At 65.5% G+C, this 26,318-nt stretch carries 24 protein-coding genes; 11 read left to right on the forward strand and 13 right to left on the reverse strand.

What is annotated here, in order from left to right; translation table 11 throughout:
- Positions 1-42: 42 nt before the first annotated feature.
- The 5 genes from AB7290_RS29445 to AB7290_RS29465 all read right to left on the reverse strand — a co-directional run bounded on the left by AB7290_RS29445 (position 43) and on the right by AB7290_RS29465 (position 6,159).
- Positions 43-990, reverse strand: a complete 948-nt coding sequence (locus AB7290_RS29445) for an ABC transporter substrate-binding protein (RefSeq protein ID WP_085403169.1) — start codon at positions 988-990, stop codon at positions 43-45.
- A 102-nt stretch (positions 991-1,092) separates the two neighbouring features.
- Positions 1,093-2,130 carry an ABC transporter permease subunit gene (locus tag AB7290_RS29450; RefSeq protein ID WP_085403168.1) on the reverse strand — a complete coding sequence of 346 codons (1,038 nt, stop codon included), beginning with the start codon at positions 2,128-2,130 and terminating at the stop codon, positions 1,093-1,095.
- Positions 2,123-3,646 (reverse strand): sugar ABC transporter ATP-binding protein, encoded by a 1,524-nt coding sequence (locus AB7290_RS29455; protein ID WP_085403167.1) that lies wholly within the window; start codon positions 3,644-3,646, stop codon positions 2,123-2,125. Before AB7290_RS29455 ends, AB7290_RS29450 begins: the two co-directional genes overlap by 8 nt.
- Before the next feature lie 130 nt (positions 3,647-3,776).
- On the reverse strand, positions 3,777-5,222 hold the full coding sequence (gene xylB / locus AB7290_RS29460) for a xylulokinase (protein ID WP_085403166.1): 1,446 nt from the start codon (positions 5,220-5,222) through the stop codon (positions 3,777-3,779).
- Between the two features lie 13 nt (positions 5,223-5,235).
- Entirely contained in the window at positions 5,236-6,159 is a 924-nt protein-coding gene (locus tag AB7290_RS29465; protein WP_028147172.1) for a LysR family transcriptional regulator, read from the reverse strand.
- Positions 6,160-6,267: 108 nt separating this feature from the next.
- On the opposite strand from AB7290_RS29465, the gene AB7290_RS29470 reads away from it, so the two are divergent.
- The 11 genes from AB7290_RS29470 to AB7290_RS29520 all read left to right on the forward strand — a co-directional run bounded on the left by AB7290_RS29470 (position 6,268) and on the right by AB7290_RS29520 (position 17,155).
- The gene (locus tag AB7290_RS29470; protein WP_085403165.1) at positions 6,268-6,591 is read left to right on the forward strand and encodes a Dabb family protein; all 324 of its coding nucleotides are present in this window, start codon (positions 6,268-6,270) and stop codon (positions 6,589-6,591) included.
- Positions 6,588-7,667 (forward strand): maleylacetate reductase, encoded by a 1,080-nt coding sequence (locus AB7290_RS29475; RefSeq protein WP_085403164.1) that lies wholly within the window; start codon positions 6,588-6,590, stop codon positions 7,665-7,667. The genes AB7290_RS29470 and AB7290_RS29475 overlap by 4 nt, the downstream gene beginning before the upstream one ends.
- Before the next feature lie 4 nt (positions 7,668-7,671).
- Entirely contained in the window at positions 7,672-9,045 is a 1,374-nt protein-coding gene (locus AB7290_RS29480) for an amidohydrolase family protein (RefSeq protein ID WP_085403163.1), read from the forward strand.
- A 21-nt stretch (positions 9,046-9,066) separates the two neighbouring features.
- A complete protein-coding gene (locus AB7290_RS29485) occupies positions 9,067-9,969 on the forward strand; it encodes an NAD(P)-dependent oxidoreductase (protein ID WP_085403162.1) in 903 nt (300 codons plus the stop codon).
- Between the two features lie 14 nt (positions 9,970-9,983).
- Positions 9,984-10,868, forward strand: coding sequence for an intradiol ring-cleavage dioxygenase (locus AB7290_RS29490; RefSeq protein WP_028155718.1), 885 nt, complete (start codon positions 9,984-9,986; stop codon positions 10,866-10,868).
- A gap of 59 nt (positions 10,869-10,927) precedes the next feature.
- Positions 10,928-12,322 (forward strand): FAD-linked oxidase C-terminal domain-containing protein, encoded by a 1,395-nt coding sequence (locus AB7290_RS29495; protein WP_085403161.1) that lies wholly within the window; start codon positions 10,928-10,930, stop codon positions 12,320-12,322.
- The gene (locus tag AB7290_RS29500; protein ID WP_085403160.1) at positions 12,319-13,845 is read left to right on the forward strand and encodes a sugar ABC transporter ATP-binding protein; all 1,527 of its coding nucleotides are present in this window, start codon (positions 12,319-12,321) and stop codon (positions 13,843-13,845) included. Before AB7290_RS29495 ends, AB7290_RS29500 begins: the two co-directional genes overlap by 4 nt.
- Positions 13,838-14,788: an ABC transporter permease gene (locus tag AB7290_RS29505; RefSeq protein WP_071915425.1), complete on the forward strand. Its 951-nt coding sequence runs from the start codon at positions 13,838-13,840 to the stop codon at positions 14,786-14,788. Before AB7290_RS29500 ends, AB7290_RS29505 begins: the two co-directional genes overlap by 8 nt.
- Positions 14,785-15,762, forward strand: a complete 978-nt coding sequence (locus AB7290_RS29510; RefSeq protein ID WP_085403159.1) for an ABC transporter permease — start codon at positions 14,785-14,787, stop codon at positions 15,760-15,762. The genes AB7290_RS29505 and AB7290_RS29510 overlap by 4 nt, the downstream gene beginning before the upstream one ends.
- Positions 15,763-15,804: 42 nt before the next feature.
- The gene (locus AB7290_RS29515) at positions 15,805-16,779 is read left to right on the forward strand and encodes a sugar ABC transporter substrate-binding protein (protein ID WP_071915426.1); all 975 of its coding nucleotides are present in this window, start codon (positions 15,805-15,807) and stop codon (positions 16,777-16,779) included.
- 88 nt (positions 16,780-16,867) lie between these two features.
- The gene (locus AB7290_RS29520) at positions 16,868-17,155 is read left to right on the forward strand and encodes a YciI family protein (protein ID WP_085403158.1); all 288 of its coding nucleotides are present in this window, start codon (positions 16,868-16,870) and stop codon (positions 17,153-17,155) included.
- A gap of 5 nt (positions 17,156-17,160) precedes the next feature.
- On the opposite strand, the gene AB7290_RS29525 is transcribed toward AB7290_RS29520, so the two are convergent.
- From AB7290_RS29525 to AB7290_RS29560, 8 genes are all read right to left on the reverse strand, one after another.
- Entirely contained in the window at positions 17,161-18,138 is a 978-nt protein-coding gene (locus tag AB7290_RS29525) for an ABC transporter ATP-binding protein (RefSeq protein WP_014496506.1), read from the reverse strand.
- Positions 18,135-19,124, reverse strand: a complete 990-nt coding sequence (locus tag AB7290_RS29530; RefSeq protein WP_085403157.1) for an ABC transporter ATP-binding protein — start codon at positions 19,122-19,124, stop codon at positions 18,135-18,137. Before AB7290_RS29530 ends, AB7290_RS29525 begins: the two co-directional genes overlap by 4 nt.
- 19 nt (positions 19,125-19,143) lie before the next feature.
- Positions 19,144-20,067, reverse strand: coding sequence for an ABC transporter permease (locus AB7290_RS29535; protein WP_085403156.1), 924 nt, complete (start codon positions 20,065-20,067; stop codon positions 19,144-19,146).
- Positions 20,064-21,005, reverse strand: a complete 942-nt coding sequence (locus tag AB7290_RS29540; protein WP_063984403.1) for an ABC transporter permease — start codon at positions 21,003-21,005, stop codon at positions 20,064-20,066. The genes AB7290_RS29535 and AB7290_RS29540 overlap by 4 nt, the downstream gene beginning before the upstream one ends.
- A gap of 17 nt (positions 21,006-21,022) precedes the next feature.
- Positions 21,023-22,624 carry an ABC transporter substrate-binding protein gene (locus tag AB7290_RS29545; protein WP_354075041.1) on the reverse strand — a complete coding sequence of 534 codons (1,602 nt, stop codon included), beginning with the start codon at positions 22,622-22,624 and terminating at the stop codon, positions 21,023-21,025.
- A 141-nt stretch (positions 22,625-22,765) separates the two neighbouring features.
- Positions 22,766-24,436 (reverse strand): nickel ABC transporter ATP-binding protein NikE, encoded by a 1,671-nt coding sequence (gene nikE / locus AB7290_RS29550; RefSeq protein ID WP_441254222.1) that lies wholly within the window; start codon positions 24,434-24,436, stop codon positions 22,766-22,768.
- Positions 24,433-25,281: an ABC transporter permease gene (locus tag AB7290_RS29555; protein WP_008131147.1), complete on the reverse strand. Its 849-nt coding sequence runs from the start codon at positions 25,279-25,281 to the stop codon at positions 24,433-24,435. The genes nikE and AB7290_RS29555 overlap by 4 nt, the downstream gene beginning before the upstream one ends.
- Positions 25,278-26,312: an ABC transporter permease gene (locus tag AB7290_RS29560; protein ID WP_085403153.1), complete on the reverse strand. Its 1,035-nt coding sequence runs from the start codon at positions 26,310-26,312 to the stop codon at positions 25,278-25,280. The genes AB7290_RS29555 and AB7290_RS29560 overlap by 4 nt, the downstream gene beginning before the upstream one ends.
- Between the last annotated feature and the right edge of the window lie 6 nt (positions 26,313-26,318).

Consider the following 26,318-nt stretch of genomic DNA (forward strand, 5'->3'; position numbering starts at 1 on the left):
CCGTCATCTCGCGTTTCGACCGCTCCCGCGGGAGGCGACGTTCTACTGAGAACGATCCGAGGTCCAGCCCTTGTAGTCGGCGACGTTGTCCCGGGTCACGAGCTTCGAGGGCAGGAGTTCGACGGTCGAGGCCGGCTTCTGGCCATTGAGAATGCCGACGCCCACCTGCACCGCGCGCCGCGCCATGAAGAACGGGTCCTGCGAAGCGGAAGCCTGGACCTGCGGCGCTGCCGGATCCTTCAGTGCCGCCTCGATGTCGGGCGCGCCATCGACCGCGGTGATGACGATGCCGCTGCGGCCTTGCTGGCGCGCCGCGAGATCGGTGCCGATCGCCTGCGGATCGTTGATGGCGAAGATGGCGTCGATCTTGGAAAAGCGCGTCAGATAGCCCTGCGCGATGGTGAGACCGCCTTCACGCGAGCCTTTGCCGTCCTGGTCGCTGGACAACACCTTGATCCCGGGATTCTTCGAGAGAACGTTCTTGCAGCCGACGACGCGGTCGATCACGGCCGAGACCTGCGGCCCGTTCTCGATGATGACGTCGCCCTTGCCCCCCAGCTTGTCGACGATGTACTGGCATGAGATCTCGCCGGCCTGCACGTTGTTCGTGGTTATGGTGGCGTCGGCGCCTTCGGCCGCGGTGTCGACCGCGACGACCACGATGCCCGCCGCCTGCGCCTTCTTGATCGCCGGCCCGATCGCCTTGGGATCGCCGGGGTTCAACAGGATCAGGTCGACGCCGGCGGCAATGAAATTGTCGATCTGGGTGACCTGCTTGCCGAGGTCGTATTCGAAGCCGACTGTCGTGATCTTCACATTGGGGTTGGTCTTCCTGGCCTCGAACTCGGCGCCCTTCGACAGCGCGACGAAGAACGGATTACCCATCGAACCCAGCGAGACGCCAATCGACTTGAGTTCCTTGGCGAAGGATGGCGCGGTGCTTAGGGCAAGCGCCATCGCGGCGCCGGCGAGCGTGATCGTCTTCAACATTGGCTTCCTCCCTGGTCTGTATTCTTATCCGGCACGGCAGACCAGTTGCCGCAGCGGAACCTCGCATCACACCATGCGCACTCAGGTGCGCGCCGAACCCTTTCAGGTTCTGGCGGAGCCTTGCAGCCGATAGCGGTCCAGCGCCACGGCGCCGATGATCACCAGGCCCTTGATCACATATTGCCAGATGTCCGAGACGCCGACGAGGATCAGGCCGTTCGACAGGACGGCGATGATCAGCGCGCCGACCAGCGTGCCCCAGATCGAGCCGATGCCGCCGACGAACGACGTGCCGCCCAGGATCACGGCGGTGATCGCATCGAGCTCGTAGGACTGACCGAGCTGGAGACCGTTGGCCGCATAGAGCCGCGCTGCCTGCATGGCGCCGCCGAGCCCGGCGAAGAGTCCCGAGATGCCGTAGACGAAGATCAGCACGGCCCAGACCTTGATGCCGGCAAGCCGCGCCGCGCTTTCATTGCCGCCCACCGCATAGATGTGCACGCCGAGCACGGTCCGGCGCAGCACCAGCCACGAGACGAGGATGACGAGCAAGGCGATCACCGAGAGCCACGGGATCGACGCGACGCCGGGAACGAGCGTCAGCGAGCCGTTGCCAATGAAGGCATAGGGAATGGAAGGATTGAAGACGGTGGTGTCGGCCCCGAGCAGTCGCGCCAGGCCGCGTACGGCGGTGAGAGAGCCGAGCGTGACGATGAAAGGCGGCAGGCGAAGGAGTGCAATCAGCGCGCCGTTGATGACGCCGAAGCCGAGGCCCGTGAGCAGCGCGGCCGGCAGCCACAGCATCCCGAGCTCCGGCAGCTTGGAGAGCGTCAACCCGGCCATCGCGGACGCCGCCAGGATCGAGCCGACCGAGAGGTCGATGCCGCCGGTGAGGATGACGAAGGTCATGCCTGCGGCGAGCACGGTGTTCACTGCGGCCTGCTGCAACACGATGCCGAGATTTTGTCCGGTGAAGAAGCGGCCCTCCGACAGAAAATGGAAGCCGCCGCACAAGATCAACAACACCGGCAGCATGCCGGCGGCGCGGATCAGAAGCCTTATGCGCTGACGCTTCGTCTCTTGTGCGGCCGCGAGGCCCGCGGCGGCGGCGGTGTCCGTTTTTGGAGAGCCGTCATGCATCGAGTTGCTCCATCCCCGTGGCGAGCGCCATGATGTCTTCCTGGTTCAGGGGCGACGTCGCGCCACGCTCGATTTCACCGGCGATATGCCCTGCCCGCATAACGACGACGCGGTCGCAGATGCCGATGATCTCGGGCAGATCGGACGAGATCACGAGGATCGCGGTGCCGGATTTGGCAAGATTGTCGATGATCGAATAGATCTCGGACTTGGCGCCGACATCCACGCCGCGCGTCGGCTCATCGAGGATCAGGACCTTTGGCGTGGTCGCAAGCAGGCGCGACAGCAGCACCTTCTGCTGGTTGCCGCCGGACAGCGCGCCGACGGTAACGTTGATATCGGCGGCACGAATGCCGAGCGCGGCGAACGCCCTGTTGGCGCGGTCGCGGGCCTTGTCGCGGTCGAGGATGTAACCGATCCGGGCATCCCGGCCGAGCACCGCGAGGTTGATGTTGTCCAGGCATGACATGTCCAGGAACAGGCCGAGCGCCTTGCGGTCCTCGGTCAGATAGGCGACGCCGATGTCGAGCGCCTCACCCGGCGTGCGGATATCGACCAGGCGTCCTTCCAGCTCGACACGGCCGGAGGTCCTGGGCGCTGCGCCAATGATGAGATGCGCAAGCTCGGTGCGACCCGCGCCGATCAGGCCGGCGAGGCCGACCACCTCGCCCGCATGCACGGTCAGCGAGCAGCCCTTGACGCGCCGGCCATCGGCCATGTCGATCGCTGCGAGCACGGGATGCCCCCGCCCCGCCTCCGGATCATGATCCTTCTTGTAGAACGAGGAGACGTCACGCCCGACCATTAGCCGAACGATGGTGTCGGCGCGGATGTCCTGCTTGTCGAGCGCCCCGACCAGCCGGCCGTCGCGCAGCACGGTGACGCGGTCGCCGAGCGCGTAGACCTCGTCCATGCGATGCGAGATGTAGATGATGGCAAGCCCCTCGGCGCGAAGCTGGCGGATCAGCGCGAACAGCCGCGCGCTCTCGCCGGCCGACAACGCCGTGGTCGGCTCATCCATGATCAGGATTTTTGATCTGACGTGCAGCGCACGCGCGATCTCGACCAGTTGCCGCTGGCCCATGGAGAGGTGCGCCACCAGCGTCGACGGCAGGAAGTCTGCGCCCAGCCGTTTCAGGATGGGGCCGACGCCCTCGCGCATGGCGCCGCGTGCCAGCAAACCTGCTCGCGATAGCTCCCGGCCGAGATAGATATTCTCGGCAACAGTGAGATTGGGAGCCAACGACAGCTCCTGGTAGATGATGGAGATGCCCGCCGCGCGGCCGCCGAGCGGACCTTCGATCCGTACCGGGCTTCCTTCGATCCGGATCTCGCCGCCGGGATCGGGCCTGTAGGCGCCGGACAAGATCTTCATCAGCGTCGACTTTCCGGCGCCGTTCTCACCCATCAGGGCATGAATTTCGCCGGCATAGACGGTGAGATCGACGGAACGCAGCGCCTTGATGCCAAAGAAGGATTTTGAGACCCCACGCATCTCGAGGATCGGATCGTTCATCGTGCCTCCCGACGCACAATGCGTTTCCTACCCGCGTCTCAATCATTTTGTCAGCGCGGTTCACGCATTAAACAAAAGGCCGCGGCACAGAGCAATACCGAACACACGGGAATGCAACGTCGAGGCGATGCTAGTGGCGCGGCCGATACAGTTCGCGCCAGGCGGGAAGCCGCTCGGCATAGGCATCGACCAGTCTTGCGTCGGGTTCGAACGTCTCGATGCGCTGCGGCCGCGTGCACACGGCGGCGATCGCCTCACCGGTGACAGCAAGCCGCCCCAATCTCGCCGCACCGAACGCCGCGCCGGTCTCGCCTCCGGCAAAGCGATGGACCGGAACATTCAGCACGTTTGCCAGCACCGAGAGCCAGAACCCGGACCGTGAACCACCGCCAATGGCGTCGGCTTCCGTCATGGCGATGCCGGCATCCGCGAGCGCGTCGCGGCAATCGGCAAGCGCGAAGGCAACGCCCTCGAGCACCGCCTGCACGATCGACCCGCGATCGGTGCCATGGCTCAAACCATCCAGCATGCCGCGCACGGCGGGATCATCGTGCGGTGTCCGCTCACCCGCCAGATAAGGCAGGAAGCTCACAGGCGACGGCGCCTGCGGGCGCAATCCAAGCGGCGCCAGCAACTCGGCCTCGGTGGCGCCGAACAGGCGCGCGATCCAGGCCAGGCAGGAGGCGGCCGAGAGGATCGCGCCGGCCTGAATCCACATGCCGGGAATGGCGTGGCAGAACGTATGCACCGCGCGGTCCGGGTTGGCAGCGATTCTGCTGGTCGGTGCCAGCAAGGCACCCGAGGTTCCCAGAGACACGAACGCGGTTCCCGGCCGGATCGCGCCGATGCCGACGGCGCCTGCCGGATTGTCGCCGGCACCGCCCGCGATCACCGGCTGTCCGGTCATGCCCCAACGCCGCGCCAGCTCGCCGCGCAGCGTGGTCGCGGGCGCGCATCCCTCGACCAGACGCGGCATGTGATCGCGCGACAGGCCGGTCGCTGCGAGTGCTGCGTCCGACCAGTCCCGGCGCGCGGCGTCGAGCCACAGCGATCCCGATGCATCCGAGACGTCCTCGATGGCCTCGCCGCTCAGCACCAGGCGCAGATAGGCCTTTGGCAGCAGAACGAGTTTCGTCGCCGCAAAGATTTCGGGCTCGTGCGTCGCGATCCAGAGCAGCTTCGGCGCGGTGAATCCCGGCATCGCCTTGTTGCCCGATGTCGCGCGCAAGGCGGGCCAGCGTCGCTCCAGGACACGACACTCGGCGGCGGAGCGTCCGTCGTTCCAGAGGATGCAGGGCCGCAACGGTCTTGAGCTCGCATCGAGCAGCGTGGCGCCATGCATCTGGCCGGACAGTCCAATGCCCTCGACGGCCGCCAACTCGCCGGCATGCGTCGCCTTCAAGGCATCCAGCGTGGCGAAGGTTGCATCGATCCACTGCGCGGGGTCCTGCTCGAAATAGCCTGATAGCGGCGACGCCGTCGTCAACGGCCGGCTCTCGCTCGCAATCACACGCTGGGCGCCGTCGACGAGAACGGTCTTGACCGCCGAGGTGCCGAGATCGATGCCGAGATACATGGCTGCTACCCGCTCACTTCGTCGCGTCCATCCAGATGCCCGGCTCCGAATGCTCGCGGATGTGGGTGACGAGGAAGTCGGAAAAGGCCCTGATCTTGGCGGGCAGCCCGGCGCGGTTCTGGTATGCGATGTTCATGGTGAGCAGTGGCAGCTCCCAATCCACCAGCACCGGGACGAGACGGCCCGCCGCGATGTCGCTTTGAACGATGTAGAGCGGCTGGATGAGGATGCCGAGCCCTGCCAGCGCCGCGCCGCGAATGACCTGGCCGTCATTGCTGTCGAGCGTCGGCGTGATGCGGACGGTCTGCGCGCCATGGCTTTTGCGCAGGCGCAGCGAATAGGGATCGTTCGCGAGATTGTAGACCAGCATGTTGTGACGCGCGAGATCGGCGGGCTGCTCCGGCTCGCCGGCGCTTGCGAGATAGGAGGGCGCGGCGGCAAGCACGCGCCTCATCTGGCCGATGCGGCGGACGATGATGTTCGAATCCGGCTCCTGCTCGCGCGTCCGGATCGCCACATCGATGCCGGCCTCGATGAAATCGGGATAGCGGTTGGCGGTCGTGATCTGCATGTTGAGCTTCGGATAGCGCGCGCGGAAGGCCGGCAGCATCGGCGCCAGATAGATCACCGCAAAGGACAGCGAGCTCGTGACCCGCAGCGTGCCCTGCGGCGACAGCGCACGATCGCTGACGATGTCCTCAGCCTCCGCCAGTTCGCTCAGCACCCGGCTGGAGCGCTCCAGCAGCTCCTGCCCCGCCTCCGTCAACCACAGCCTGCGTGTGTTGCGCTCGATCAGCCTGACCGCAAGGCGTTCCTCGAGCGCGCTGAGATGGCGGCTCGCCGCCGCATTCGACATGCGCAAGGCCTCGGCGGCTTTTGACAGGCTGCCGAGCTCGGCCGTCTTGGAGAACACCTCCAATTGCAGCAGGCGATCCATTTTTCCACTTTTAGAAAAAGAGACTTACAAATATTGACCTTTATTTCCACATCCCGCAAGTCAAAATGGCCAGAACACAAGCAAGATAGCAGGCGAGGAAACAGGGAAATGTCGGGCCCGATCAGGCACATCGTGATGTGGCGGCTGCGCGGGGAGACCCCCCAAGAGCGGTCTGCCGCCCGGGTGAAGGTCAAGACCCTGTTCGAGGGCCTGCGCGGCCGGATCGACGGCCTCACCCACATCGAGGTCGGCGTTGACGTCAGCGATGTCGATTACGCCTGCGACGTGGTGCTGTTCTCCGAATTCACCGACCAGGCCGCACTCGCCGCCTATGCCACCCACCCCGAACATTTGCGCGTCCGCGAGGCGCTGGGCGACTTGCGGATCGGACGCTTCCAGGTCGATTATCCCATCAAAGAGACCGGCGCATGATCGGTTCGTTCACCTTTGAAAACCTGCCCTGCCGCGTCGTGTTCGGCAGCGGAACGCTGGCCTCCGCCAGGGCCGAGGTCGAGCGGCTCGGCGGCAAGCGCGCGCTGGTGCTGACGACGCCGCAGCAGGAGGCGCAAGGCAAGAGCCTGGGGGCCGCACTCGGTTCGCTTTTTGCCGGCATCTTTCCCGGCGCGACCATGCATACGCCGGTCGAGGTCACGGAGCGCGCGCTCGCGGCGATGAAGGCATGCGAGGCCGATTGCGTCGTCTCGCTCGGCGGCGGCTCGACCACCGGCCTTGGCAAGGCGCTGGCCTTGCGCACCGGCGTCAACCAGCTCTGCATTCCCACCACCTATGCCGGCTCGGAGATGACGCCGATCGTCGGCCAGACCGAGAACGGCCTGAAGACCACGGTACGCGACGCAGCCGTGCTGCCCGAGACCGTGATCTACGACGTCGATCTCACCCTGACGCTGCCGGCGAGCCTCGCTGCAACATCCGGCATCAACGCGATCGCGCATGCGGTGGAAGCGCTCTATGCGCGCGACACCAATCCCGTGACATCGCTGATGGCGGAAGAAGGCATCCGCGCGCTGGCCCGCGCCCTGCCCGCGATTGCGGCCAAAAGCGATGACCGCGAGGCTCGCACCGAGGCACTCTACGGCGCCTGGCTGTGCGGCGTCTGCCTCGGCACCGTCGGCATGGCGCTGCATCACAAGCTCTGCCACACGCTCGGCGGCACCTTCGATCTGCCGCATGCCGAAACCCACACCATCGTGCTTTCGCATGCGGTGGCCTACAACGCACCGGCGGTGCCCGATGCCATGGCGCGGATCTCGCGCGCGATCGGCGCGGCCGACGCGCCCCAGGGGCTCTACGACCTCGCGAAGCGGCTGGGTGCGAAGCTGGCGTTGCGCGACATCGGCATGCCCGAAAGCGGCATCGACAAGGCGGCTGATCTCGCCGTCACCAACGCCTACTGGAATCCGCGCCCGCTCGAGCGCAACGCGATCCGCGAGCTGATCGCCCGCGCCTGGGCCGGCGAGCCGCCTGTTACCACCAAAGCGGCGGCCTGAAGCGATGCGGCGCACGCTGATCAAATCCGCGGTCATCATCAGCATGGATGATGCGATTGGCGATCTCAACACCGGCGATTTGCTGGTCGAGGGCGGCCGCATCGTCGATGTGCGCCCATCGATCGAGCTCGGCAGCGGCGCTTCCGAAACCGAGATCGTGGACGGCAACGGCCGGATCGTCATCCCCGGCCTGATCAACGCGCATATGCACACCTGGCAGACGGCATTGCGCGGCTATGCCGCGAACTGGACGCTGCTGGAATATTTCCGTCGCATGCATGCCGGGCTCGCGACCGTGTTCCGGCCCAGCGACATCTACATTGCGACCCTCGTCGGTGCGCTGAACCAGATCAATTGCGGCACCACCACGCTGGTCGATTGGTGCCACAACAATCCGACCCCCGCTCATACCGACGCCGCCGTGCGCGGCCTGATCGAGAGCGGCATCCGTGCCGCCTTCTTCCACGGCTCGCCAAAACCCGAGCCGAAGCCCGGCGAGCCGCATTTCTCCGAGATTCCGCATCCGCGCCGCGAAGTCGAGCGGCTGCTGGCAGGTCCCCTCGCCGACCGCGACGGCCTCGTTACGCTCGGGCTTGCCATTCTCGGCCCGCATTATTCGACGCTCGACGTCGCGATGCACGACTTCCGCCTGGCGCGCGAGCTCAACCTGATCGCATCCATGCATCAAGGCGGCGGTCCGGCCAAGACACCCGGCGGCTGGGAGAAGCTGATCGAGGCCGGCCTCGTCGGCGCCGGCATCAACATCGTTCATGGCAACGATCTGCCCGACGATCTCCTCGACAAGATGGTCGACCTCGGCGTCTCCTTCTCGGTGACGCCGGAGAACGAGATGATCCAGGGCCACGGTTTTCCGATCACCGGCCGGCTGCTCAAGCGCGGCGTGCGCCCGACCATCGGGATCGACCTGGAATCCGTGCTGGCCGGCGATCTCTTCTCCGTCGCCCGCGTCGCGCTGTCGATGCAGCGAGCGCTCGACAATGCGGAGTCGCGTCAAGTGAGCGGCACCATTCCGGCGACGACCACGATCCCCGTCCGCGAAGCGCTGCGCTGGATCACGACCGAAGGCGCCCGCATGCTCGGCCGCGAAGGCCAGATCGGCTCGCTGACGCCGGGCAAGCTCGCTGACCTCGTCATCATCAACGCATCCGATCTCAACCTTGTCCCGGTGCACGATCCCGTCGCGACGGTCGTGATGCAGACGAGCCTCGCCAATATCGAGGCAGTCATGATCGGCGGCACCTGGAAGAAGCGGCACGGCCAGCTGCTGATCGAGGGGCTGGAGACGAAGAAGGACCTGCTGGCCCAATCCGGCCGGCGGCTGGTGCAGGACATCGAACGACAGGGACGCGCCGCCTGAAGGCGCCAATGGATGAGATCAATGACCGACGCTTCAAGGAATGTCACTTTCATCGGGATCGGCAAGATGGGCCTGCCGATGTCGGCGCTCGTCGCCAAGGCCGGCTACGCCGTGACCGCATTCGATCAGAGCGCAGCCCGGGTCAACGAGGCGCGTGCGCAAGGCATTTCGATTGCCGCTTCGCCGGCCGAGGCCGTGAGCGGCAAGGCCGCGATCATCACGTCCCTGCCCGATGACGCAGCCTTGCGCGGCGCGTTGCTCGACCCAGCCGGCCTGATCGCCGCGATGGCTGCTGGATCTGTTCTGATCGAGACCAGCACCGTGAGCGTCGAGGCCTCCACCGAAGTTGCGGCCGCTGCACAGGCGCGCGGCATTGCCTATCTGCGTTCGCCGGTCTCGGGCAATGCCAGCATCGTTCATACCGGTGCCCTGACCTGCTTCGTCTCCGGGCCGAAGGATGCCTTCGAGAACGCCAAGACGCTGTTCGCCGCCTTCACCCGCGCCCAGACCTATCTCGGGCCGGCCGAGGAAGCCCGCTACGCAAAGCTCTCGGTCAATCTGATGATCGCGGTCTCGGCGGCGATGATGGCCGAGAGCCTGGCGCTGGCGCGCAAGGGCGGCATCGCCTGGCAGGACATCTTGAAGGTGCTCGACGATAGCGCGGTGGCCTCGCCGATGGTGAAGTACAAGACCGAGCCGCTGCGGACACGCGACTTCGAGTCGACTTTCTCATGCAAGCAGATGGCCAAGGACCTCGATCTCATCCTCGGCGCCGGCCATGCCGTAGGCGTACCCTTGCAGCTCGCAGCGCAGGTGCGCGAGACCTATGGCTCGCTGGTCGCGCAGGGCGACGGCGACACCGACTTCATCGCGACCGTCAAGCACCTGGAACGTCTGTCCGGGCTTGGCGAACCCAAACTCTGATCGCGGAGACACCTATGCGCAACTTCAACGAGACTACGATAACGGACGCGGTGCTGGAGCGGATCAAGGACGCGACCGATCCGCGCATCAAGGAGGTCAGCGAAGCGCTAGTGCGCCACCTTCATGCCTTCGTCCGCGAGGTCCGGCCGACCCAGAAGGAATGGGAATACGGCATCGATTTCCTGACCCGCACCGGGCACATGTGCGACGACAAGCGCCAGGAGTTCATCCTGCTATCCGACACGCTCGGCGTCTCCATGCTGGTCGACGCGATCAACCATCCGGTGCCGGAAGGCGCGACCGAGACGACGGTGCTCGGCCCATTCTTCGTCCAGGCCGCGCCGGAGAAGGACAGCGGCGCCGATATCTCCGGCCCGATGGAAGGCGATCCGATGCTGGTCACAGGCTCGGTCTCGACCGTCGACGGACAACCGCTTGCGGGCGCCATCGTGGATGTCTGGCATTCCGACGATGACGGCTATTACGACGTGCAGCAGCTCGACGACATCGGCGATCTCGCGATGCGCGCGCGCTTCCATACCGACGCCAACGGCCGTTTCCATTTCTGGTCGATCAAGCCGGCGGCGTATCCGATCCCGCATGACGGCCCTGTCGGCGAGATGCTGGAGGTCCAGGGCCGCCATCCCTGGCGTCCCGCGCATGTCCATTTCATGATCTCGGCGCCCGGTTTCGAGCAGCTCGTGACCCATGTGTTCGTCGCCGGTGACAAATACCTCGACAGCGATGTGGTGTTCGGCGTCAAGGACAGCCTGATCCGCGAATTCACAGGCCATCCTGCCGGCCGTGCGCCGGATGGTCGCATGGTGGAGCGCGACTATTTCCACCTCAATTACGATTTCGGCCTGAAGCAGGTCGCGAGCAACGCGAGAGCCGCCTAAGCTTGAGCGACGGCGGACCGAACAAGAGTCCGACGACAGGGAGCAGACGGGAGCTGAGGATGGGACCGCGGGTCAGCACGAGCATATTGGCCGATCGCCTCACCGGCATGATCGGCCCGCGCGCGAGCGTTGCGCGCGGCGTGCTCGATCAGCACGGGCAGAGCGAATCGCATTATCGCAATTTGCCGCCTGATATCGTGGTCTTCCCTGAAACGACGCAGGAGGTCGCCGAGATCGTGAAGCTCTGCGCCAGCGCGGGCATGCCGATCGTTCCGTTCGGCGCGGGCACCTCGCTCGAAGGCAATGCGGCCGCAGTCGCCGGCGGCGTCTGCTTCGACTTCGCGCGCATGAACAAGGTGCTGACGGTGCATGACAGCGACATGGACGTCGTGGTGCAGCCGGGCATCACCCGAAAACAGCTCAATGCCGAGCTGCGCGGCACCGGACTTTTCTTTCCGATCGACCCCGGCGCCGACGCCTCGATCGGCGGCATGACGTCCACGCGCGCGTCCGGCACCATGGCGGTGCGCTACGGCACCATGAAGGACAACGTCATGGCGCTCGAGGTAGTGCTGGCCGACGGCCGCGTGATCCGCACCGCCAGGCGAGCACGCAAGTCGGCCGCCGGTTATGACCTGACGCGGATGTTCGTCGGCGCGGAGGGCACCCTTGGCATCATCACCGAGATCACCCTGAAGGTGCATCCCGTTCCGCAGGCGATCTCGGCCGCGGTCTGCAGCTTCGACACCCTGCACGATGCCGTGAACACCGCGATCTCCGTGATCCAGTCCGCGATCCCCGTGGCACGCATCGAGTTGCTCGACGACGTCATGATGCGCGGCATCAACGCCTACGCAAAGCTCGGCTATCGCGAAGCCCCCACTTTGTTCTTCGAATTCCACGGCTCCGAGACCTCAGTTGCCGAGCAGGCCGAAGCCGCGCAGGCGATCGCGGCCGACCATGGCGGCCATGGTTTTGCCTGGGCGAAGGCGCAGGAAGACCGCAGCCGGCTCTGGCATGCCCGCGACAACACGCTTTATGCGGGCCTGGGCTTGCGGCCCGGCGCGCGCGCCGTGATCACCGATGTCTGCGTGCCGATCTCGCGGCTGGCGGAGTGCCTGACCGAGACCAGACGCGACGCCGACGAGCACGGTTTTACCGCCCCGATCGTCGGCCATGTCGGCGACGGCAATTTCCATATGCTGATCCTGATCGACCCGGCCAAGCCGGATGAGGCCGAGGGCGCCAAGGCGCTTCAGGCCCGCATGGTCGCCCGGGCCATCGCGATGGACGGCACCTGCACCGGCGAGCATGGTATCGGGCTCGGCAAGATCGATTATCTCACCGACGAGCTCGGCGAAGCCGTCGATGTGATGCGATCGATCAAGACCGCGCTCGATCCTGATGGACTGATGAATCCCGGAAAGATCTTCGCGAGCGGAGTGCACGCATGAGCAGCGCCGCATTGGCTATCGAGCCCGCCTCACCCGCGCCTCTGCTGGAGCTGCGCGGCATCAGCAAGGAGTTTCCCGGCGTCAAGGCGCTGGATGATGTTTCCTTTGCCGTCTTCCCCGGCGAAGTCCATATGCTGTTGGGGGAGAACGGCGCCGGCAAGTCGAGCCTGATGAAGGTGCTGTGCGGCGCCTACCGCGCCGATGCCGGCGAGTTCTACTACAAGGGCGACAAGGTCGCGATCTCTTCGACCGCGGATGCGCAGAAGCTCGGCATTGCCGTGATCTTCCAGGAATTCTCGCTGGTCCCCCATCTCGATATCGCCCAGAACATCTTCCTCGGCCGCGAGCCGAAGGGCCGCATTCCCGGCACCATCGACCGCCGCAAGATCCTGGCCGACGCCAGGCGCGTGCTCGGCACGATCGGGTTCGACATCGATCCCTCCACCACCGTCGACAAGTTAGGGGTGGCGCAGCAGCAGATGGTCGAGATCGCGAAGGCGATCAGCCAGGACGCGCGCATCCTGGTCATGGACGAGCCGACGGCGGCGCTGTCCGACCGCGAGACCGAGCTGCTGTTTGCTCTGATCGCGCGGCTGAAGGCCGACGGCGTATCGATCGTCTATATCTCGCACCGCATGGCGGAGGTGTTCGCGCTCGGCGACCGCATCACGGTGATGCGCGACGGCCGCCGCATCGACGGCGTTCGCCCTGCCGACGTCACGCCGGACCAGCTCGTCCGCATGATGGTCGGCCGCAACGTAGACATGACTTACCCGCGCAATTTTGCCGACAAGCCCGGCGAGCTGCTACTCGAGGTCAAGGGCTTGAGCTCGTCGACCGGCATTTCCGACATCAACATCGAGGTGCGCCGGGGCGAGATCGTCGGCCTGTGCGGCCTGGTCGGTTCCGGCCGCAGCGAGGTCGCCCGTGCCATCTTCGGCGCCGATGCCGTGACGTCAGGCGAGATCATTTTCGACGGCAAGGCCATCTCCGGCGAGCCTGATCTTGCCGCCCGCCGCGGCATCGCGCTGATCCCGGAGAGCCGCAAGAGCGAGGGCCTCGCCCTGCTGCGGTCGGTGAGCGACAATCTGGTGGTGTCCGCGCTGCGAAAACTGTTCCCGAGCGGCCTGTTCGACCAGCGCAGCGCGCAGCGCACCTCCGACGGCCTGATCCGGCAGCTCCGCATCGCAACGCCAAGCGCGCGCCAGATTGTCGGCCTGCTCTCGGGCGGCAACCAGCAGAAGGTCGTGATCGGCAAATGGCTGGCGGCCGGCTCAAAGCTCTTCATCTTCGACGAGCCGACGCGCGGCATCGACATCGGCGCCAAGTCCGAGATCTTTGCGCTGATCGACCGGCTGGTCGCCGAAGGCGCGGCGGCCTTGATGATCTCGTCCGAGCAGGTCGAGATCTGCCATGTCTGCGACCGTGCCTATGTGATGCGGGAGGGTCGCATCGCCGGACACCTGACCCGCAGCGAACTGACCGAGGAGAACATCGTGCGACTGGGGATGCATCATGCGTGAAGCCGCGGTCGTCTCTCAACCCAATCCGCTGCAACGCATTCCCGGCGTTGCCATCGTCTTGGTGCTGCTGATCGCCCTGTTCAGCGCGATCGCGCCCGGATTCCTGTCGGTCGCCAACCTCTCCAACGTACTGGTGCAGTCGACCATCCTGACCATGCTGGCGCTGCCGATGACCTTGATCATCATGACCGAGGGGCTGGACCTGTCGATGGGCGCGGTGCTGACGCTGACCTCGCTCTGCGTCGCCATCGTGTCGCTCGCGACCAAGTCGATGCTGCTGGGCCTCGGCGCCGGGCTTCTCGTCGGCGCGGCCTTCGGCGTGGCCAACGGCTGGCTGGTTGCGATCCTTGGCATCCCGCCCTTCGTCGCGACGCTCGGCACGCTCGGCATGGCACAAGGCCTGTCGCTGATCGTCAGCGACGGCCAGAGCGTGGTCGGCATTCCCCACAGCGTGCGCGACATCTATTCGGCGACGCTTCTGGGCGTGCCAGTGCCCATCGTGATGGCGCTGGTGACCTATGCTGCCTTCCACGGACTGCTCTACCATACCCGCTTCGGCACCTACATCTTCGCGCTTGGCGGCAACCGCGAGGCGCTGCGCTATGCCGGCCTCTCGCCGAACAAGCTGCTGATCGCGGTCTACGCGATCGGCGGCGCCATGGCCGGCATTGCCGGCCTGCTGATGACCGCGCGCATGAATTCCGGCCATCCGACCGCCGGCCTCGGTCTCGAATTCGACGCCATCGCCGCGGTCGCGGTCGGCGGTACCTCGTTCGAGCGCGGCAATGGCTGGCTGCTCGGCACGTTGCTCGGCGTGATCGCGGTCGGCGTGCTTCGCAATGGGCTCAACCTGATCTCGATGCCCTCCTCGGTGCAGGTCGCAAGCGTCGGCGTCCTCGTCATCGTCGCTCTCTTCCTCGACGGCCTCCGGAGCCGCGCATGACCGACATCTCCAAAGAGGCCCTCTCGCCGCCCCGCTCGTTCCTGTCGCAGGACGCAATCCAGGTGTTCTACCGCCTGCTCGCAGCGCTGCTGATCTGCGCGGTGCTTGCCGTGCTCAGCGACTCGTTCCTGAGCCTCGGCAACATCCTCAACGTGCTGAGACAAGCGAGCCTGACCTTCTTCATCGCCTCAGGCCTGACGCTGGTGGTGCTCACCGCCGGCCTCGATCTCTCCGTCGGCGCCAATGTCGCGCTGTCGGCCTGCATCGCCGGCACCGTGATCCACAAGACCGGTTCGCCGGCGCTCGGCATCCTCACCGGGCTCGCCTGCGGCGGCATCGTTGGCCTGCTCAACGGCATCATGGTCACCGCTCTGCGCATCCCCTCCTTCATCGCCACCTATGGCATGCTCTGGGTGCTGAACGGCCTCACCTACTGGTACATGGCGGGCGAAACCCTGCACGGCTTCCCGGCAGGCTTCCGCCAGATCGGCAGCGGCTATCTGTTCGGCCTGCCGATCCCGGTCTACCTGCTGCTGGTGTTCCTTGGAATCGGGACGCTGTTTGCGCAGCGAACGATCTGGGGCCAGGAGATCTATGCGATCGGCGCCAATCCGGTCGCCGCCCGCCTCTCCGGCATCCCGGTCGCGCGCCGCCTGCTGCTGGTCTATGCGGTATCCGGCACCATGGCAGGACTGGCCTCGATCATCTTCCTGTCGCGGCTCAATTCCGCCGAAGCCGACATCGGCGAAAGCCTGACGCTGCCCGCGATCGCAGCCGTGCTGATCGGCGGCACCTCGCTGTTCGGCGGTGTCGGCACCGTGTTCGGAACCTTCATCGGCGCGCTGATCCTGACGCTGGTGCTGAACGGCATGAACCTGTTGTCGGTCAGCGCCAACTGGCAGCCGCTCGTCACCGGCATCATCGTCATTCTCGCGGTCTGGCTCGACATGAAGGCCCGCCGCCGCGCGCAATGAGCTCTTAGAAATCCAACAAGCAAAATGAGGGATGGAGGCTACATGAAACAGAAAATGGGTTATTTGGCGCTGCCGCTGCTGATGGCGGCCGCGTTCACGACACAGGCGCGCGCCGACGGCGAGACCATCGCCGTGTTCACCAAGAACCAGACCAATCCGTTCTTTCAGACGGTGCGGGTCGGTGCCGACAACATGGCGAAAGCGCTGAACGCGAAGACGCTGCAGTACATCCCGACCAAGCCGGACTCGATCCCCGAGCAGCTCAGCCAGATCGAGGACGTCGTGGTGAAGAAGCCGAGCGCGATCGTGTTCACGCCGGTCGACTACAAGGCGATGGTGCCGGGCGTCGAGAAGATCAACGAGGCGAAAATCCCCGTCGTCAACATCACCGACCGCTCCGCCGGCGGCAAGTTCCTCTCCTTCGTCGGCGCCGACGATTACAGCCTCGGACTCGAAACCGCGCGCTTCCTGCTCAAGACGCTGGGCGGCAAGGGCAACATCGTCATCATCGAGGGCGTCAAGGGCTCGCTGACCAATGTCGATCGCGTCCGCGGCTTCAACGACGCGCTGAAGGAGAATTCGGGCGCCAAGCTGCTGGCCTCGCAGCCCGGCAACTACCAGCGGCTGCAGGCGCTCCAGGTCATGGAGAACCTGATGCAGTCGAACCCGCAGATCGACGGCGTGCTGGCGGCCAACGACGCCATGGCGGTCGGCGCGATCGAGGCGCTCGACGGCGCGAACCGCAAGGCCCAGGTGATCGGCATCAACGGCACCAAGGAGGCGATCGACGCGATCAAGTCCGGCAAGCTGCTCGCCAGCGGCGACTACAACGGATTTGCGCAAGGGTGTCTCGGCACCATGATGGCGATCCGCAGCTTGCGCAACCAGCCTGTCATTTCCGAGATCGTGCTGAAGCCGACCGTCATCACCAAGGACAATTACCAGCCGTTCGACGTACCGCTGGAGCAACGGACCTGCCCGACCTTCGAGGACGCCGGCAAGCTCGGCGCCAAATAGCCCAACCGCTCATCACAAGCACGGACGGCCGCCTTCGCGGCCGTCCCAAGAATCGTCACAAGAAAACCGACACGTCAACGGAGACATCATGCTGTTCGCCATTCACGCCCTCGACCGCGCCGGCGCGCTGCCGACCCGGCTCGCCAATTACGACGCCCACAAGGCCTTTCTGAGCGACACATCGCGCTTCGGCGTCAAGATCGTGATGTCTGGGCCGCTGGTCTCCGACGACGGCGCGACCATGATCGGCAGCCTGTTCCTAATCGAAGCGCCCGGCCGCGCCGAGGTCGAAGCCTTCAACCGCGCCGATCCCTTCGCCGCAGCCGGCATCTGGGAGAAAGTCACGATCACAGGCTTCCTGCGCCGCCAGGGCTGAAGGGCCTACGGCGCCTCTTCGAGGTGACAGGCCACCCATTGCTCGGGTCCGGTCGAACGCAGCGTCGGCTCCTCCGTGCGGCAGCGATCGAAGACGTATGGGCAACGGGTGTGGAAGCGGCACCCGCTCGGCGGGTTGATCGGGCTCGGCACGTCCCCCTTGAGGATGATGGGATTGCGCTGGGCGCCGGGCTCGGGCAGCGGGACCGCGGAGAGCAGCGCCTTGGTATAGGGATGCCTTGGCGCGGCAAAGATCTCGCGGCGCGGCGCCACCTCGACGATCTTGCCGAGATACATCACCGCGACACGATGGGTCATGTGCTCGACGATTGCGAGGTCATGGCTGATGAACAGCAGCGCCAGGCCGAACTCGCGCTGAAGATCCTGCAAGAGATTGACGATCTGCGCCTTGACCGAGACGTCGAGCGCCGAGACCGCCTCGTCGCAGACGATCAGCTCGGGCTCGGCTGCGAGCGCCCGCGCGATACCGATGCGCTGACGCTGGCCGCCGGAGAATTCGTGCGGCCTGCGGTTGAGCGCCTCGCGCGGCAGCCGCACGGTGTCCATCAGCGCCGTCACACGGGTTTCGAGATCGGCGGCGGATTTGGCGAGGCCAAAATTGCGGATCGGCTCGGCCAGGATGTCGCGCACCCGCATGCGCGGATTGAGGCTCGAGAACGGATCCTGGAACACCACCTGCACGCGGCGGCGCATCTGGCGCATCGTGCTCGGATGTGCGTCGTCGATGCGCTGGCCGTCGAGGATCACCTGACCCGCGGTGATGTCGAACAGCCGCAGGATGGCGCGGCCGACCGTCGACTTGCCGCAACCGGACTCGCCGACCAGCGACAGCGTTTCGCCCTTCGCGATCTCGAAGGACACACCGTCGACGGCATAGACATATTCGGACTTGCGGCCGAACAGGCCCTTTTTGACCGGAAAATGCTTCTTGAGGTCGTTGACCTGGAGCAGCGGAGGACTCATGCCGCGATGGCCCCCTTGGCGGAATAGTGGCAGGCGGCGACGTGGCGAGGCGCCTTCTCTTCAAGTCCAGGCGCATATTGGCGGCAGAGATCGGTCGCGAGCGCGCAGCGGCCGGCGAAGACGCAGCCAATGATGGGCTTGCGCAGATCAGGCACCTGCCCCGGGATTTCGGCCAGACGCCGCGCGGTGCCTGTTAGCGAGGAGCCGAGCCGCGGCACGGCGCCGAGCAGGCCCTGCGTGTAGGGATGGCGCGGCGAGCGGAACAGCTCGGCCACGGGCGCCTCCTCGACCTTGCGGCCGGCATACATCACCATGACGCGCTCGGCGATCTCGGCGACGACGCCGAGATCGTGGGTGATCAGGATGATCGCCGCACCGACCCGGCGCTTGAGATCAAGCATCAGCTTCAGGATCTGCGCCTGGATGGTCACGTCGAGCGCCGTGGTCGGCTCGTCCGCGATCAGGAGTTTTGGATTGCAGGCCAGCGCGATCGCGATCATCACGCGCTGGCGCATGCCGCCGGAAAGCTGATGCGGATATTCGCGCACCCGCCGCTTCGGCTCGGGAATGCCGACCAGCGTCAGCATCTCGATCGCATGCGCCTCGGCCGCCTGCTTGTCCAGGCCCTGATGGATCATCAGCGTTTCGCGGATCTGGCGGCCGACCGTCAGAACCGGGTTGAGGCTCGTCATCGGCTCCTGAAAGATCATCGAGATGTCGTTGCCGCGGATGGCGCGCATCTCGCGGTCGGACAGTTGCAGCAGGTCCCTTCCCGCGAAGCGGATCGAGCCGGCGATCCTGCCTGGCGGCTCGGGGATCAGCCGCATCAGCGACATCGAGGTCACCGACTTGCCGCAGCCGGACTCGCCGACGATGGCGAGCGTCTCGCCTTCGTTGACATGGAAGGACACGCCATCGACCGCGCGGTTGATGCCGCTGGGCGTCCGGAAATGGGTCTGAAGGTTCTCGACCTCGAGCAGCGGCATAGCGATCACCCCCTCGACATCAGAGGCTCTTGGCCATGCGCGGATCGAGCGCATCGCGAAGGCCGTCGCCGAGCAGGTTCACGGCGAGAACGGTGACGGAGAGGAACGCCGCCGGGAAGAACACGATGTAGGGCTTGACCTGCCACAGCGCGCGGCCCTCGGCCATGATGTTGCCCCAGGACGGAATGGTGGGCGGCGTGCCCGCACCGATAAAGGACAGGATCGCCTCCGTGATCATGGCGCTGGCGCAGATGTAGGTCGCCTGCACCAGCATCGGCGCCAGCGTGTTGGGCAGGATGTGGCGCAGGATGATCATCGGCGTGCGCGTGCCGCAGGCGACCGCAGCGTCCACATAGGGCTGCTCGCGCAGCGACAGCACTACACTCCGGACAAGACGGGAAACCCGCGGGATCTCGGCGATGGTGATGGCCAGGATGACGTTGCCGACGCTGCCGCGCGTCAGCGCCATCAGCGCGATCGCGAGCAGAATTGGCGGGATCGACATCAAACCGTCCATGAAGCGCATCAAAATGCCGTCGGCCCAGCGGACGAAACCGGAGACCATGCCGATGGCGAGCCCCGCCACGGAGGCGAAGATCGCGACTGACAGGCCGACCGTGAGCGAGACCCGCGCACCGAACAGCACGCGCGAATAGATGTCGCGGCCAAGCACGTCGGTGCCGAACCAGTAGAGTGCCGACGGAGCCCGCGTGCGCTTGGCGGGCGCGAGCGCAGTCGGGTCAACTGTCCAGAGGTACGGCGCGAAGATCGCGATGAAGACGAGTGCCAGCAGCAGTGCGCCGCCGATCGCGACGGTGGGATGGCCGCGCAAGAATCCCAGGAAACCGTGCCTGATCGTGACCGGCCGAAGGATTTCAGGCAGTTGCGGCGCGAGAACGAAGCCGGCCGGCAGCGCTTGCGGATTGACGGTCGTATCGGTCAATAGCGGATCCTCGGGTCAACGAGCGTATAGATGACGTCGATCATCAGATTGACGAGGACGTAGACGAAGCTGAAGAGAAGCACGATGCCCTGGATGACGGGATAGTCGCGGCGCAGGATCGCGTCGATCGTGAGTCGGCCGAGGCCGGGAATCGCGAACACGCTTTCCGTGACGACCGCCCCGCCGATCAGGAGCGCGATGCCGATCCCGATCACGGTCACGATCGGGACCGCGGCATTCTTCAGCGCATGAACGAAGAGGATGCCGCCCTGCCCGAGGCCCTTGGCTCGCGCGGTGCGGATATAGTCCTGCTGCAAGACTTCGAGCATGGTGGCACGCGTGATGCGCGCGATCAGCGCGATGTAGACGCAGCCGAGCGCGATCGACGGCAGGATCAGGTTTTGCAGCCACGGCCAGAAGCCCTCCGTGAGCGGCGTGTAGCCCTGCACCGGAAGCCATTCGAGCTCGAGTGCGAAGACATAGGCGAGGATATAGCCGACGACGAAGACGGGCAGCGAGAAGCCGAACACGGCGAATGCCATGATGACGCGGTCGATCAGGCTCCCCGCCTTCCATGCCGCCACGACGCCAAGCGGCACCGCGACCACGATGGTGAGTAGCAGCGTGACCATCATCAGCGACAGTGTCGGCCCGAGACGCTGTCCGATCATCGTCGAGACCGGAAGGTTGGTGAAGATCGAGGTGCCGAGATCGCCGTGCAGAATGCGCCAGACCCAGCTTCCGAACTGGATCAGGAAAGGACGGTCGAGACCCAGACTCTGGCGAATGCGCTCCACATCCTCCGGGCTCGCCTGATCGCCCGCGATCACCACGGCGGGATCACCCGGCGCGATGTAGAGCAGGCTGAACACGAACAGCGCGACGATCGCCATCACCGGCAAGGTCGAGACGATGCGACGGAGGATGTAAGAGAGCATCTGGCTTCAGCGTACGATCATGCGGATTTCGACACGCCCCAGAAGAACGGTAGCGGCCCCTTGGTGATGCCGGAGACGTTCTTGCGCCATGCCGTGTAGGTCAGGAAGAAGCCGGTCGGCGCGTAGACGACATCCTCGAGCGCCGCCTTGTTGACCTGCCCGATCGCGGCCTTCTCCTCCTCGAGATTCTTGGCGTCGAACCAGGCCGTGATCTCCTTCTCGGTGTTCGGGCTGTTGGGCCAGCCGAACCAGGCCTTGTCGCCATTGGCGCGGATGGCGGTGTAGGCGGCCGGATTGATGCAATCGGCGCCGGCGTGCCAGCTGTGGAACATATTCCAGCCGCCCTGCCCCGGCGGTGTCTTCATCGCGCGGCGCGCGCCCACCGTGCCCCAATCGGTCGCGACGAAATCGACATTCATGCCGAGCTTCTTGAGCAGATCCGCGGTGACGTCGCCCTGCGCCTTCGTGATCGGCTGGTCCTGCGCGACCACGCATGTGACCGGCTGGCCGGAATAGCCGCTCTCGGCGAGCAGCTTCTTGGCCGCATCGAGATCGCGCTTGCCCTTGAGAATCTCTCCGCCCAACTCGGTGTAGAGCGGCGTGTCCGGCGTGAAAAAGCCGGGCAGCGGCTTCCACAGCGTATCGTCGTCGCCGACCAGCGCACGCATATAGTCTTCCTGGCTCAACGCCATCAGTACCGCGCGCCTCGCCTTCACATTGTTGAAGGGTGGGTGCAGATGGTTCATGCGGAAGGAGCCGATATTGCCGAGGGGATCGCCGATATCGACGCTGATGTTCTTGTTCTTCCTCAGCACGGGCACGAGATCGGAGATCGGGTTCTCCCACCAGTCGACCTCACCGTTCTGCAAGGCGGCGGCAGCCGTGGCCGGATCCGGCATCACCAGCCACTCGACGCGATCGACCAAGATGTTCTTGCCGCCGGCAAGCCACGACGCCTTCTCCTGTCGCGGCACGTAATCGGTGAACTTCTCGAACACCGACTTGGCGCCGGGCACCCATTCGCTCTTGGCGAACTTCATCGGACCCGAGCCGACATATTCGGTGATCTGCTTGAACGGATCGGTCTTCGAGATGCGCTCGGGCATGATGAAGGAGCACGGCGCGTTGTTCTTGGCCAACGCGTACAGCATTTTCGGGAAAGGCTGCTTCAGGACCCATTTGAAGGTGCGGTCGTCGACCGCAGTCAATTCCTGCTGGATAGCGAGGATCATCAGACCCATTGGATCGCGCGCGGCCCAGCGCGACAGGCTCGCGACGACATCCTTGCTCAGCACCGGCTCGCCGTCATGGAACTTGAGACCCGGGCGCAGCTTGAAGGTCCAGGTCTTGCCGTCGTCGGTGGTCTCCTCGGACTCGACCATCTGACGCTGCGGCTGGAGCTTGGCATCGACGCCGTAGAGCGTGTCCCAGACCAGCGCCGCCGCGTTGCGCACGACATATTGCGTGCCCCAGATGGGATCGAAATTGGCGAGGTTGGCTTGCGGCACGAAGCGCAGGGTGCGCGCAGAGGCGCCTTGTGCGATCGCCGGGGCCGAGAGGCCGGTCAATGCCAGACCGCCCGCGCCGGCCAGTCCCTTCAAAACGGTCCTGCGATCCATGAAATCCTCCCAGTAGTGCCGTGATGCCGGCCATCGTTGGCCAAAGGCAGGTGAAACCAGAACCCATTGGCGTGCAAATGGTATGCCACTAACCGGGCCTTCGCCAGCGGGATCTCATCGGGATTTCGACCGGTTCAGGTGTCAAAGCGCGGCCGCCAGCACCGGTCCGGTCTCGATATGCGGAATCGCCTCGACCAGCTTGCGCGTGTAGTCGGTCTTGGGATTATCGAACAGCGCCCGGCTCTCCCCCTGCTCCACGATGCCGCCGTTGCGCAGCACGATGGTGCGGTCGCAGAGCATGCGCACGACATTGAGATCGTGGCTGACGAACAGCAGCGCGATGTCGTTCTCGCGGCGCAAGCGGTCGAGCAATTGCAGCACCACCGCCTGCACCGAGACGTCGAGCGCAGCGGTCGGCTCGTCCAGCACCAGCAGCCGCGGCCGGCAGGCGATGGCGCGGGCAATGCCGACGCGCGCCTTCTGGCCGCCGGAGAGCTGGTGCGGAAAATGCGGCAGCAGATCGAGCGGCAAGCCCACCCGCTCCGCACACTCTTCCACCCGCTTGCGCAGCGCATCGCCCGCCCGCATGCCATCGAGCCGCATCAGGGGATGGGCGATGCAGTCAAAGGCCGTGAAGCGCGGGTTGAGGCTCTCGTTCGGGTCCTGGAAGACCATCTGGATGTCTTTGCGCAAGGGCGAACGGTGAAAGTCGCGCGAGGCGACGTGGCCGATCGACTGCCCGTCGAACACGATATCGCCTTCGCTCGGATCGATAAGACGGCAGATCATCCGCGACGTCGTGCTCTTGCCGGAGCCGGACTCGCCAACGAGCCCGACGCTCTCGCCGCCGGCCATCGTCATCGAGAAATCCGCGACCGCAGCGGAGCCCTGGTCAAAACGCTTGGCGAGCTTGCGCACCTCGAGGAGCGGCGGCGTCCCGTGCGGGAGCTGTTGCCTCGGCCTGCTGACGATCGTCGCGTGCCGCTCCCGCTCCTCCTCCGTCACGAGGTCCTCGATCCGCGACGTCGCGGTCGGCGATGCCGCCACCAGGCGGCGGGTATAGGCGTGCTGCGGTGCGCTGAAGAGCTTCTTAGGGCTCGCTTCCTCGACGATGCGGCCGCGCTCCATCACGGCGATGCGGCGGCAATAGCGCGCCGCGAGACCGAGGTCGTGCGTGATCAGGATCGTCGCCATGCCACGCGCGGCGGCAATGTCTGCGAGCAGATCCATCACCACCTTCTGGGTGGTGACGTCGAGCCCGGTGGTCGGCTCGTCGGCGATCAGCAGCGCAGGATTGCAGGAAATCGCGATCGCGATCATGACACGCTGGCACATGCCGCCGGACAGCTCGTGCGGATAGGCGTTCATCCGTGTCTCGGGGTCGCGGATCTGAACCGCGCGCAGCAGCTCGAGCGCCTCGGCGCGCGCGGCGTCCTTCGATATCTTCTTATGCGTGAGGATCGCATCCGCGATCTGCAGGCCGATCGCGCGGATCGGGTTGAGCGCCGCCCGCGGATTCTGGAAGATCATCGACATCGCGGCGCCCTGGAGCTGACGGAGGTCATCGCCCCTGAGTTTTGTGACGTCCTGCCCGCGAAACAGGATCTTGCCGCCGGTGACGCGCCCGGCCGCATCGAGCAGCCGCGTCGTTGCAAAGCCGGTGACCGACTTGCCCGAGCCGCTCTCGCCGACGAGGCCGAGCATCTCGCCCTTCTCGACCGAGAGCGTCACGCCGCGCACGGCCTCGACCATGCCACGCCGCGTCGAGAACGAGACGTGGAGGTCGTTGATCCCTAGCAGCTCCTCGCTCATGTGCGCATCCGCGGGTCGAGAATGTCCCGCATCCCGTCACCGAGGAGATTGAAGCACAGCACCGCCATCATCAGCGCAAGACCCGGAAAGGCCACCAGCCACCACCGCCCGGTCGAGATGAAGCGCGCCCCTTCCGCGACCATGATGCCCCATTCCGGCGTCGGCGGCTTGACGCCGAGACCGATGAAGGACAGGCCGGCCGCGTTGAGAATGGCCCAGCCGAGATTGAGCGAGATCTGCACCGCCATCGCCGGCAGGATATTCGGCAGCAGGAAGCGCAGCACCACCGAGAAATGGCTCTCGCCGCAGGCGCGCGCGGCTTCAACCCAGCCGACATTGCGGCGGACGTTGACCTCGGCGCGCGCGAAGCGGATGTAGAACGGAAGATTGATGATCGCGGTCGCGATCACGATGTTCTCGATCCGGTTGCCCAGGGCGGCAACCATCGCCATCGCCAGCACGAACAGCGGAAAGGCCATCATCACATCGACGAAACGGCCGACACCGCGATCGAGCTTGCCGCCGGCATAGCCGCAGAACGCGCCGACGACGGCGCCGATCACGAAGGAGATGCCGACCGCGGAAACCGCAATGGCAAGATCGAGGCGCGCGGCGATGATGAGGCGGCTGAAGACGTCGCGCCCGAGCTGATCGGTGCCGGCGAGATGCGCCGCGCTCGGCGGCAAAAGAGCCTCCGAGACATTGGAGACCACGGGATCATAGGGCACGATCCACGGCCCGAAGATCGCAATCAGGACGAACAGCGCAACGCCGGCCGCGGCAACGGCGGTGAGCGGGTTGCCGCGCAGGATCCAGACCGAATGGCGGAGCGTTGCGCTGGTCATTCGATCGACACCCTGGGATCGGCGATGCCGTAGCAGATGTCGACCACGAGATTGACCAGCACGAACAAGCTGGCCATCAGCAGCACGAAACCCTGCACCGGCGCATAGTCGGAGGATAAGAGCGCATCGAGCGCATAGGACGCGACGCCCGGCCAGGAGAACACTTTCTCCACCAGGACATTGGCGCCCAGCATGGTCGAGAACACGATGCCGGCGATGGTGATGACGGGCAGGATCGCGTTCCGCAGCGCATAAGTGACGACCACCTTGTGCCAGGACAATCCGACTGAGCGCGCAGTGCGCACGAAATCGCTGCCGAGCGAAACCAGCATCGAGGCCCGCGTGATCCGCGCCAGCGGCGCGATCACGAACAGGGCCATGCTCACCGCCGGCAGAATCAACTGCTTGCAGGCCGCCCACCAGCCCTCGACATCTCCGGCGAGCAGGAAATCGATCGACAGGAACCCGGTCCGTTGCGGCGGCAGCGAAGTGAACACGTCGATCCGCCCGGTCGGATCAGGCGCCAGCCCGAGGAGATAGTAGAACACATAGATCAGCAGCAGGCCCGAGACGAAAGTCGGCACGCAGACGCCGAGCGCGCAGAACAGCCGCACGCCGTGATCGACCACCGAGCCGGGCTTCAAGGCTGCGACCACGCCGAGCGGTACCGCCGCGATCAGCGCGATCAGGAGCGCCGTGAAGGTGAGCTCCAGCGAAGCCGGCAGCCGTTCGCGCAGGTCCTTCAGCACCGGCTGTCCCGTCATCATGGAGCGGCCGAGATTGCCGTGGCCGATGTCAGAGAGATAGAACACGAGCTGCTCCGGCACCGACCTGTCGAGCCCCATCTGCTTGCGGATCTGCTCGATCTCCTCCTTGCCGGCATTAGGCCCCGAGGCGAAGAACACCGCGGGGTCGCCGGGCAGCACGCGCATCAGAAGAAAGGTGAACACCAGCACACCGAACAGCGCCGGCAGCGACGACAGAAGCCGCCTGCCCGCCCGCACCATGGTTGCACCAAGACCGGTCGTCACCTTTCG

The sequence above is a fragment of the Bradyrhizobium sp. 613_E4_N2_2 genome (genome assembly GCF_052075995.1).
Classification (GTDB): Bacteria; Pseudomonadota; Alphaproteobacteria; order Rhizobiales; family Xanthobacteraceae; genus Bradyrhizobium; species Bradyrhizobium barranii.

Coding starts and splice junctions, on each gene's coding strand:
- AB7290_RS29445 (WP_085403169.1), bottom strand. CDS start 990: ATGTTGAAGACGATCACGCTCGCCGGCGCCGCGATGGCGCTTGCCCTA.
- AB7290_RS29450 (WP_085403168.1), bottom strand. CDS start 2,130: ATGCATGACGGCTCTCCAAAAACGGACACCGCCGCCGCCGCGGGCCTC.
- AB7290_RS29455 (WP_085403167.1), bottom strand. CDS start 3,646: ATGAACGATCCGATCCTCGAGATGCGTGGGGTCTCAAAATCCTTCTTT.
- xylB (WP_085403166.1), bottom strand. CDS start 5,222: ATGTATCTCGGCATCGATCTCGGCACCTCGGCGGTCAAGACCGTTCTC.
- AB7290_RS29465 (WP_028147172.1), bottom strand. CDS start 6,159: ATGGATCGCCTGCTGCAATTGGAGGTGTTCTCCAAGACGGCCGAGCTC.
- AB7290_RS29470 (WP_085403165.1), top strand. CDS start 6,268: ATGTCGGGCCCGATCAGGCACATCGTGATGTGGCGGCTGCGCGGGGAG.
- AB7290_RS29475 (WP_085403164.1), top strand. CDS start 6,588: ATGATCGGTTCGTTCACCTTTGAAAACCTGCCCTGCCGCGTCGTGTTC.
- AB7290_RS29480 (WP_085403163.1), top strand. CDS start 7,672: ATGCGGCGCACGCTGATCAAATCCGCGGTCATCATCAGCATGGATGAT.
- AB7290_RS29485 (WP_085403162.1), top strand. CDS start 9,067: ATGACCGACGCTTCAAGGAATGTCACTTTCATCGGGATCGGCAAGATG.
- AB7290_RS29490 (WP_028155718.1), top strand. CDS start 9,984: ATGCGCAACTTCAACGAGACTACGATAACGGACGCGGTGCTGGAGCGG.
- AB7290_RS29495 (WP_085403161.1), top strand. CDS start 10,928: ATGGGACCGCGGGTCAGCACGAGCATATTGGCCGATCGCCTCACCGGC.
- AB7290_RS29500 (WP_085403160.1), top strand. CDS start 12,319: ATGAGCAGCGCCGCATTGGCTATCGAGCCCGCCTCACCCGCGCCTCTG.
- AB7290_RS29505 (WP_071915425.1), top strand. CDS start 13,838: ATGCGTGAAGCCGCGGTCGTCTCTCAACCCAATCCGCTGCAACGCATT.
- AB7290_RS29510 (WP_085403159.1), top strand. CDS start 14,785: ATGACCGACATCTCCAAAGAGGCCCTCTCGCCGCCCCGCTCGTTCCTG.
- AB7290_RS29515 (WP_071915426.1), top strand. CDS start 15,805: ATGAAACAGAAAATGGGTTATTTGGCGCTGCCGCTGCTGATGGCGGCC.
- AB7290_RS29520 (WP_085403158.1), top strand. CDS start 16,868: ATGCTGTTCGCCATTCACGCCCTCGACCGCGCCGGCGCGCTGCCGACC.
- AB7290_RS29525 (WP_014496506.1), bottom strand. CDS start 18,138: ATGAGTCCTCCGCTGCTCCAGGTCAACGACCTCAAGAAGCATTTTCCG.
- AB7290_RS29530 (WP_085403157.1), bottom strand. CDS start 19,124: ATGCCGCTGCTCGAGGTCGAGAACCTTCAGACCCATTTCCGGACGCCC.
- AB7290_RS29540 (WP_063984403.1), bottom strand. CDS start 21,005: ATGCTCTCTTACATCCTCCGTCGCATCGTCTCGACCTTGCCGGTGATG.
- AB7290_RS29545 (WP_354075041.1), bottom strand. CDS start 22,624: ATGGATCGCAGGACCGTTTTGAAGGGACTGGCCGGCGCGGGCGGTCTG.
- nikE (WP_441254222.1), bottom strand. CDS start 24,436: ATGAGCGAGGAGCTGCTAGGGATCAACGACCTCCACGTCTCGTTCTCG.
- AB7290_RS29555 (WP_008131147.1), bottom strand. CDS start 25,281: ATGACCAGCGCAACGCTCCGCCATTCGGTCTGGATCCTGCGCGGCAAC.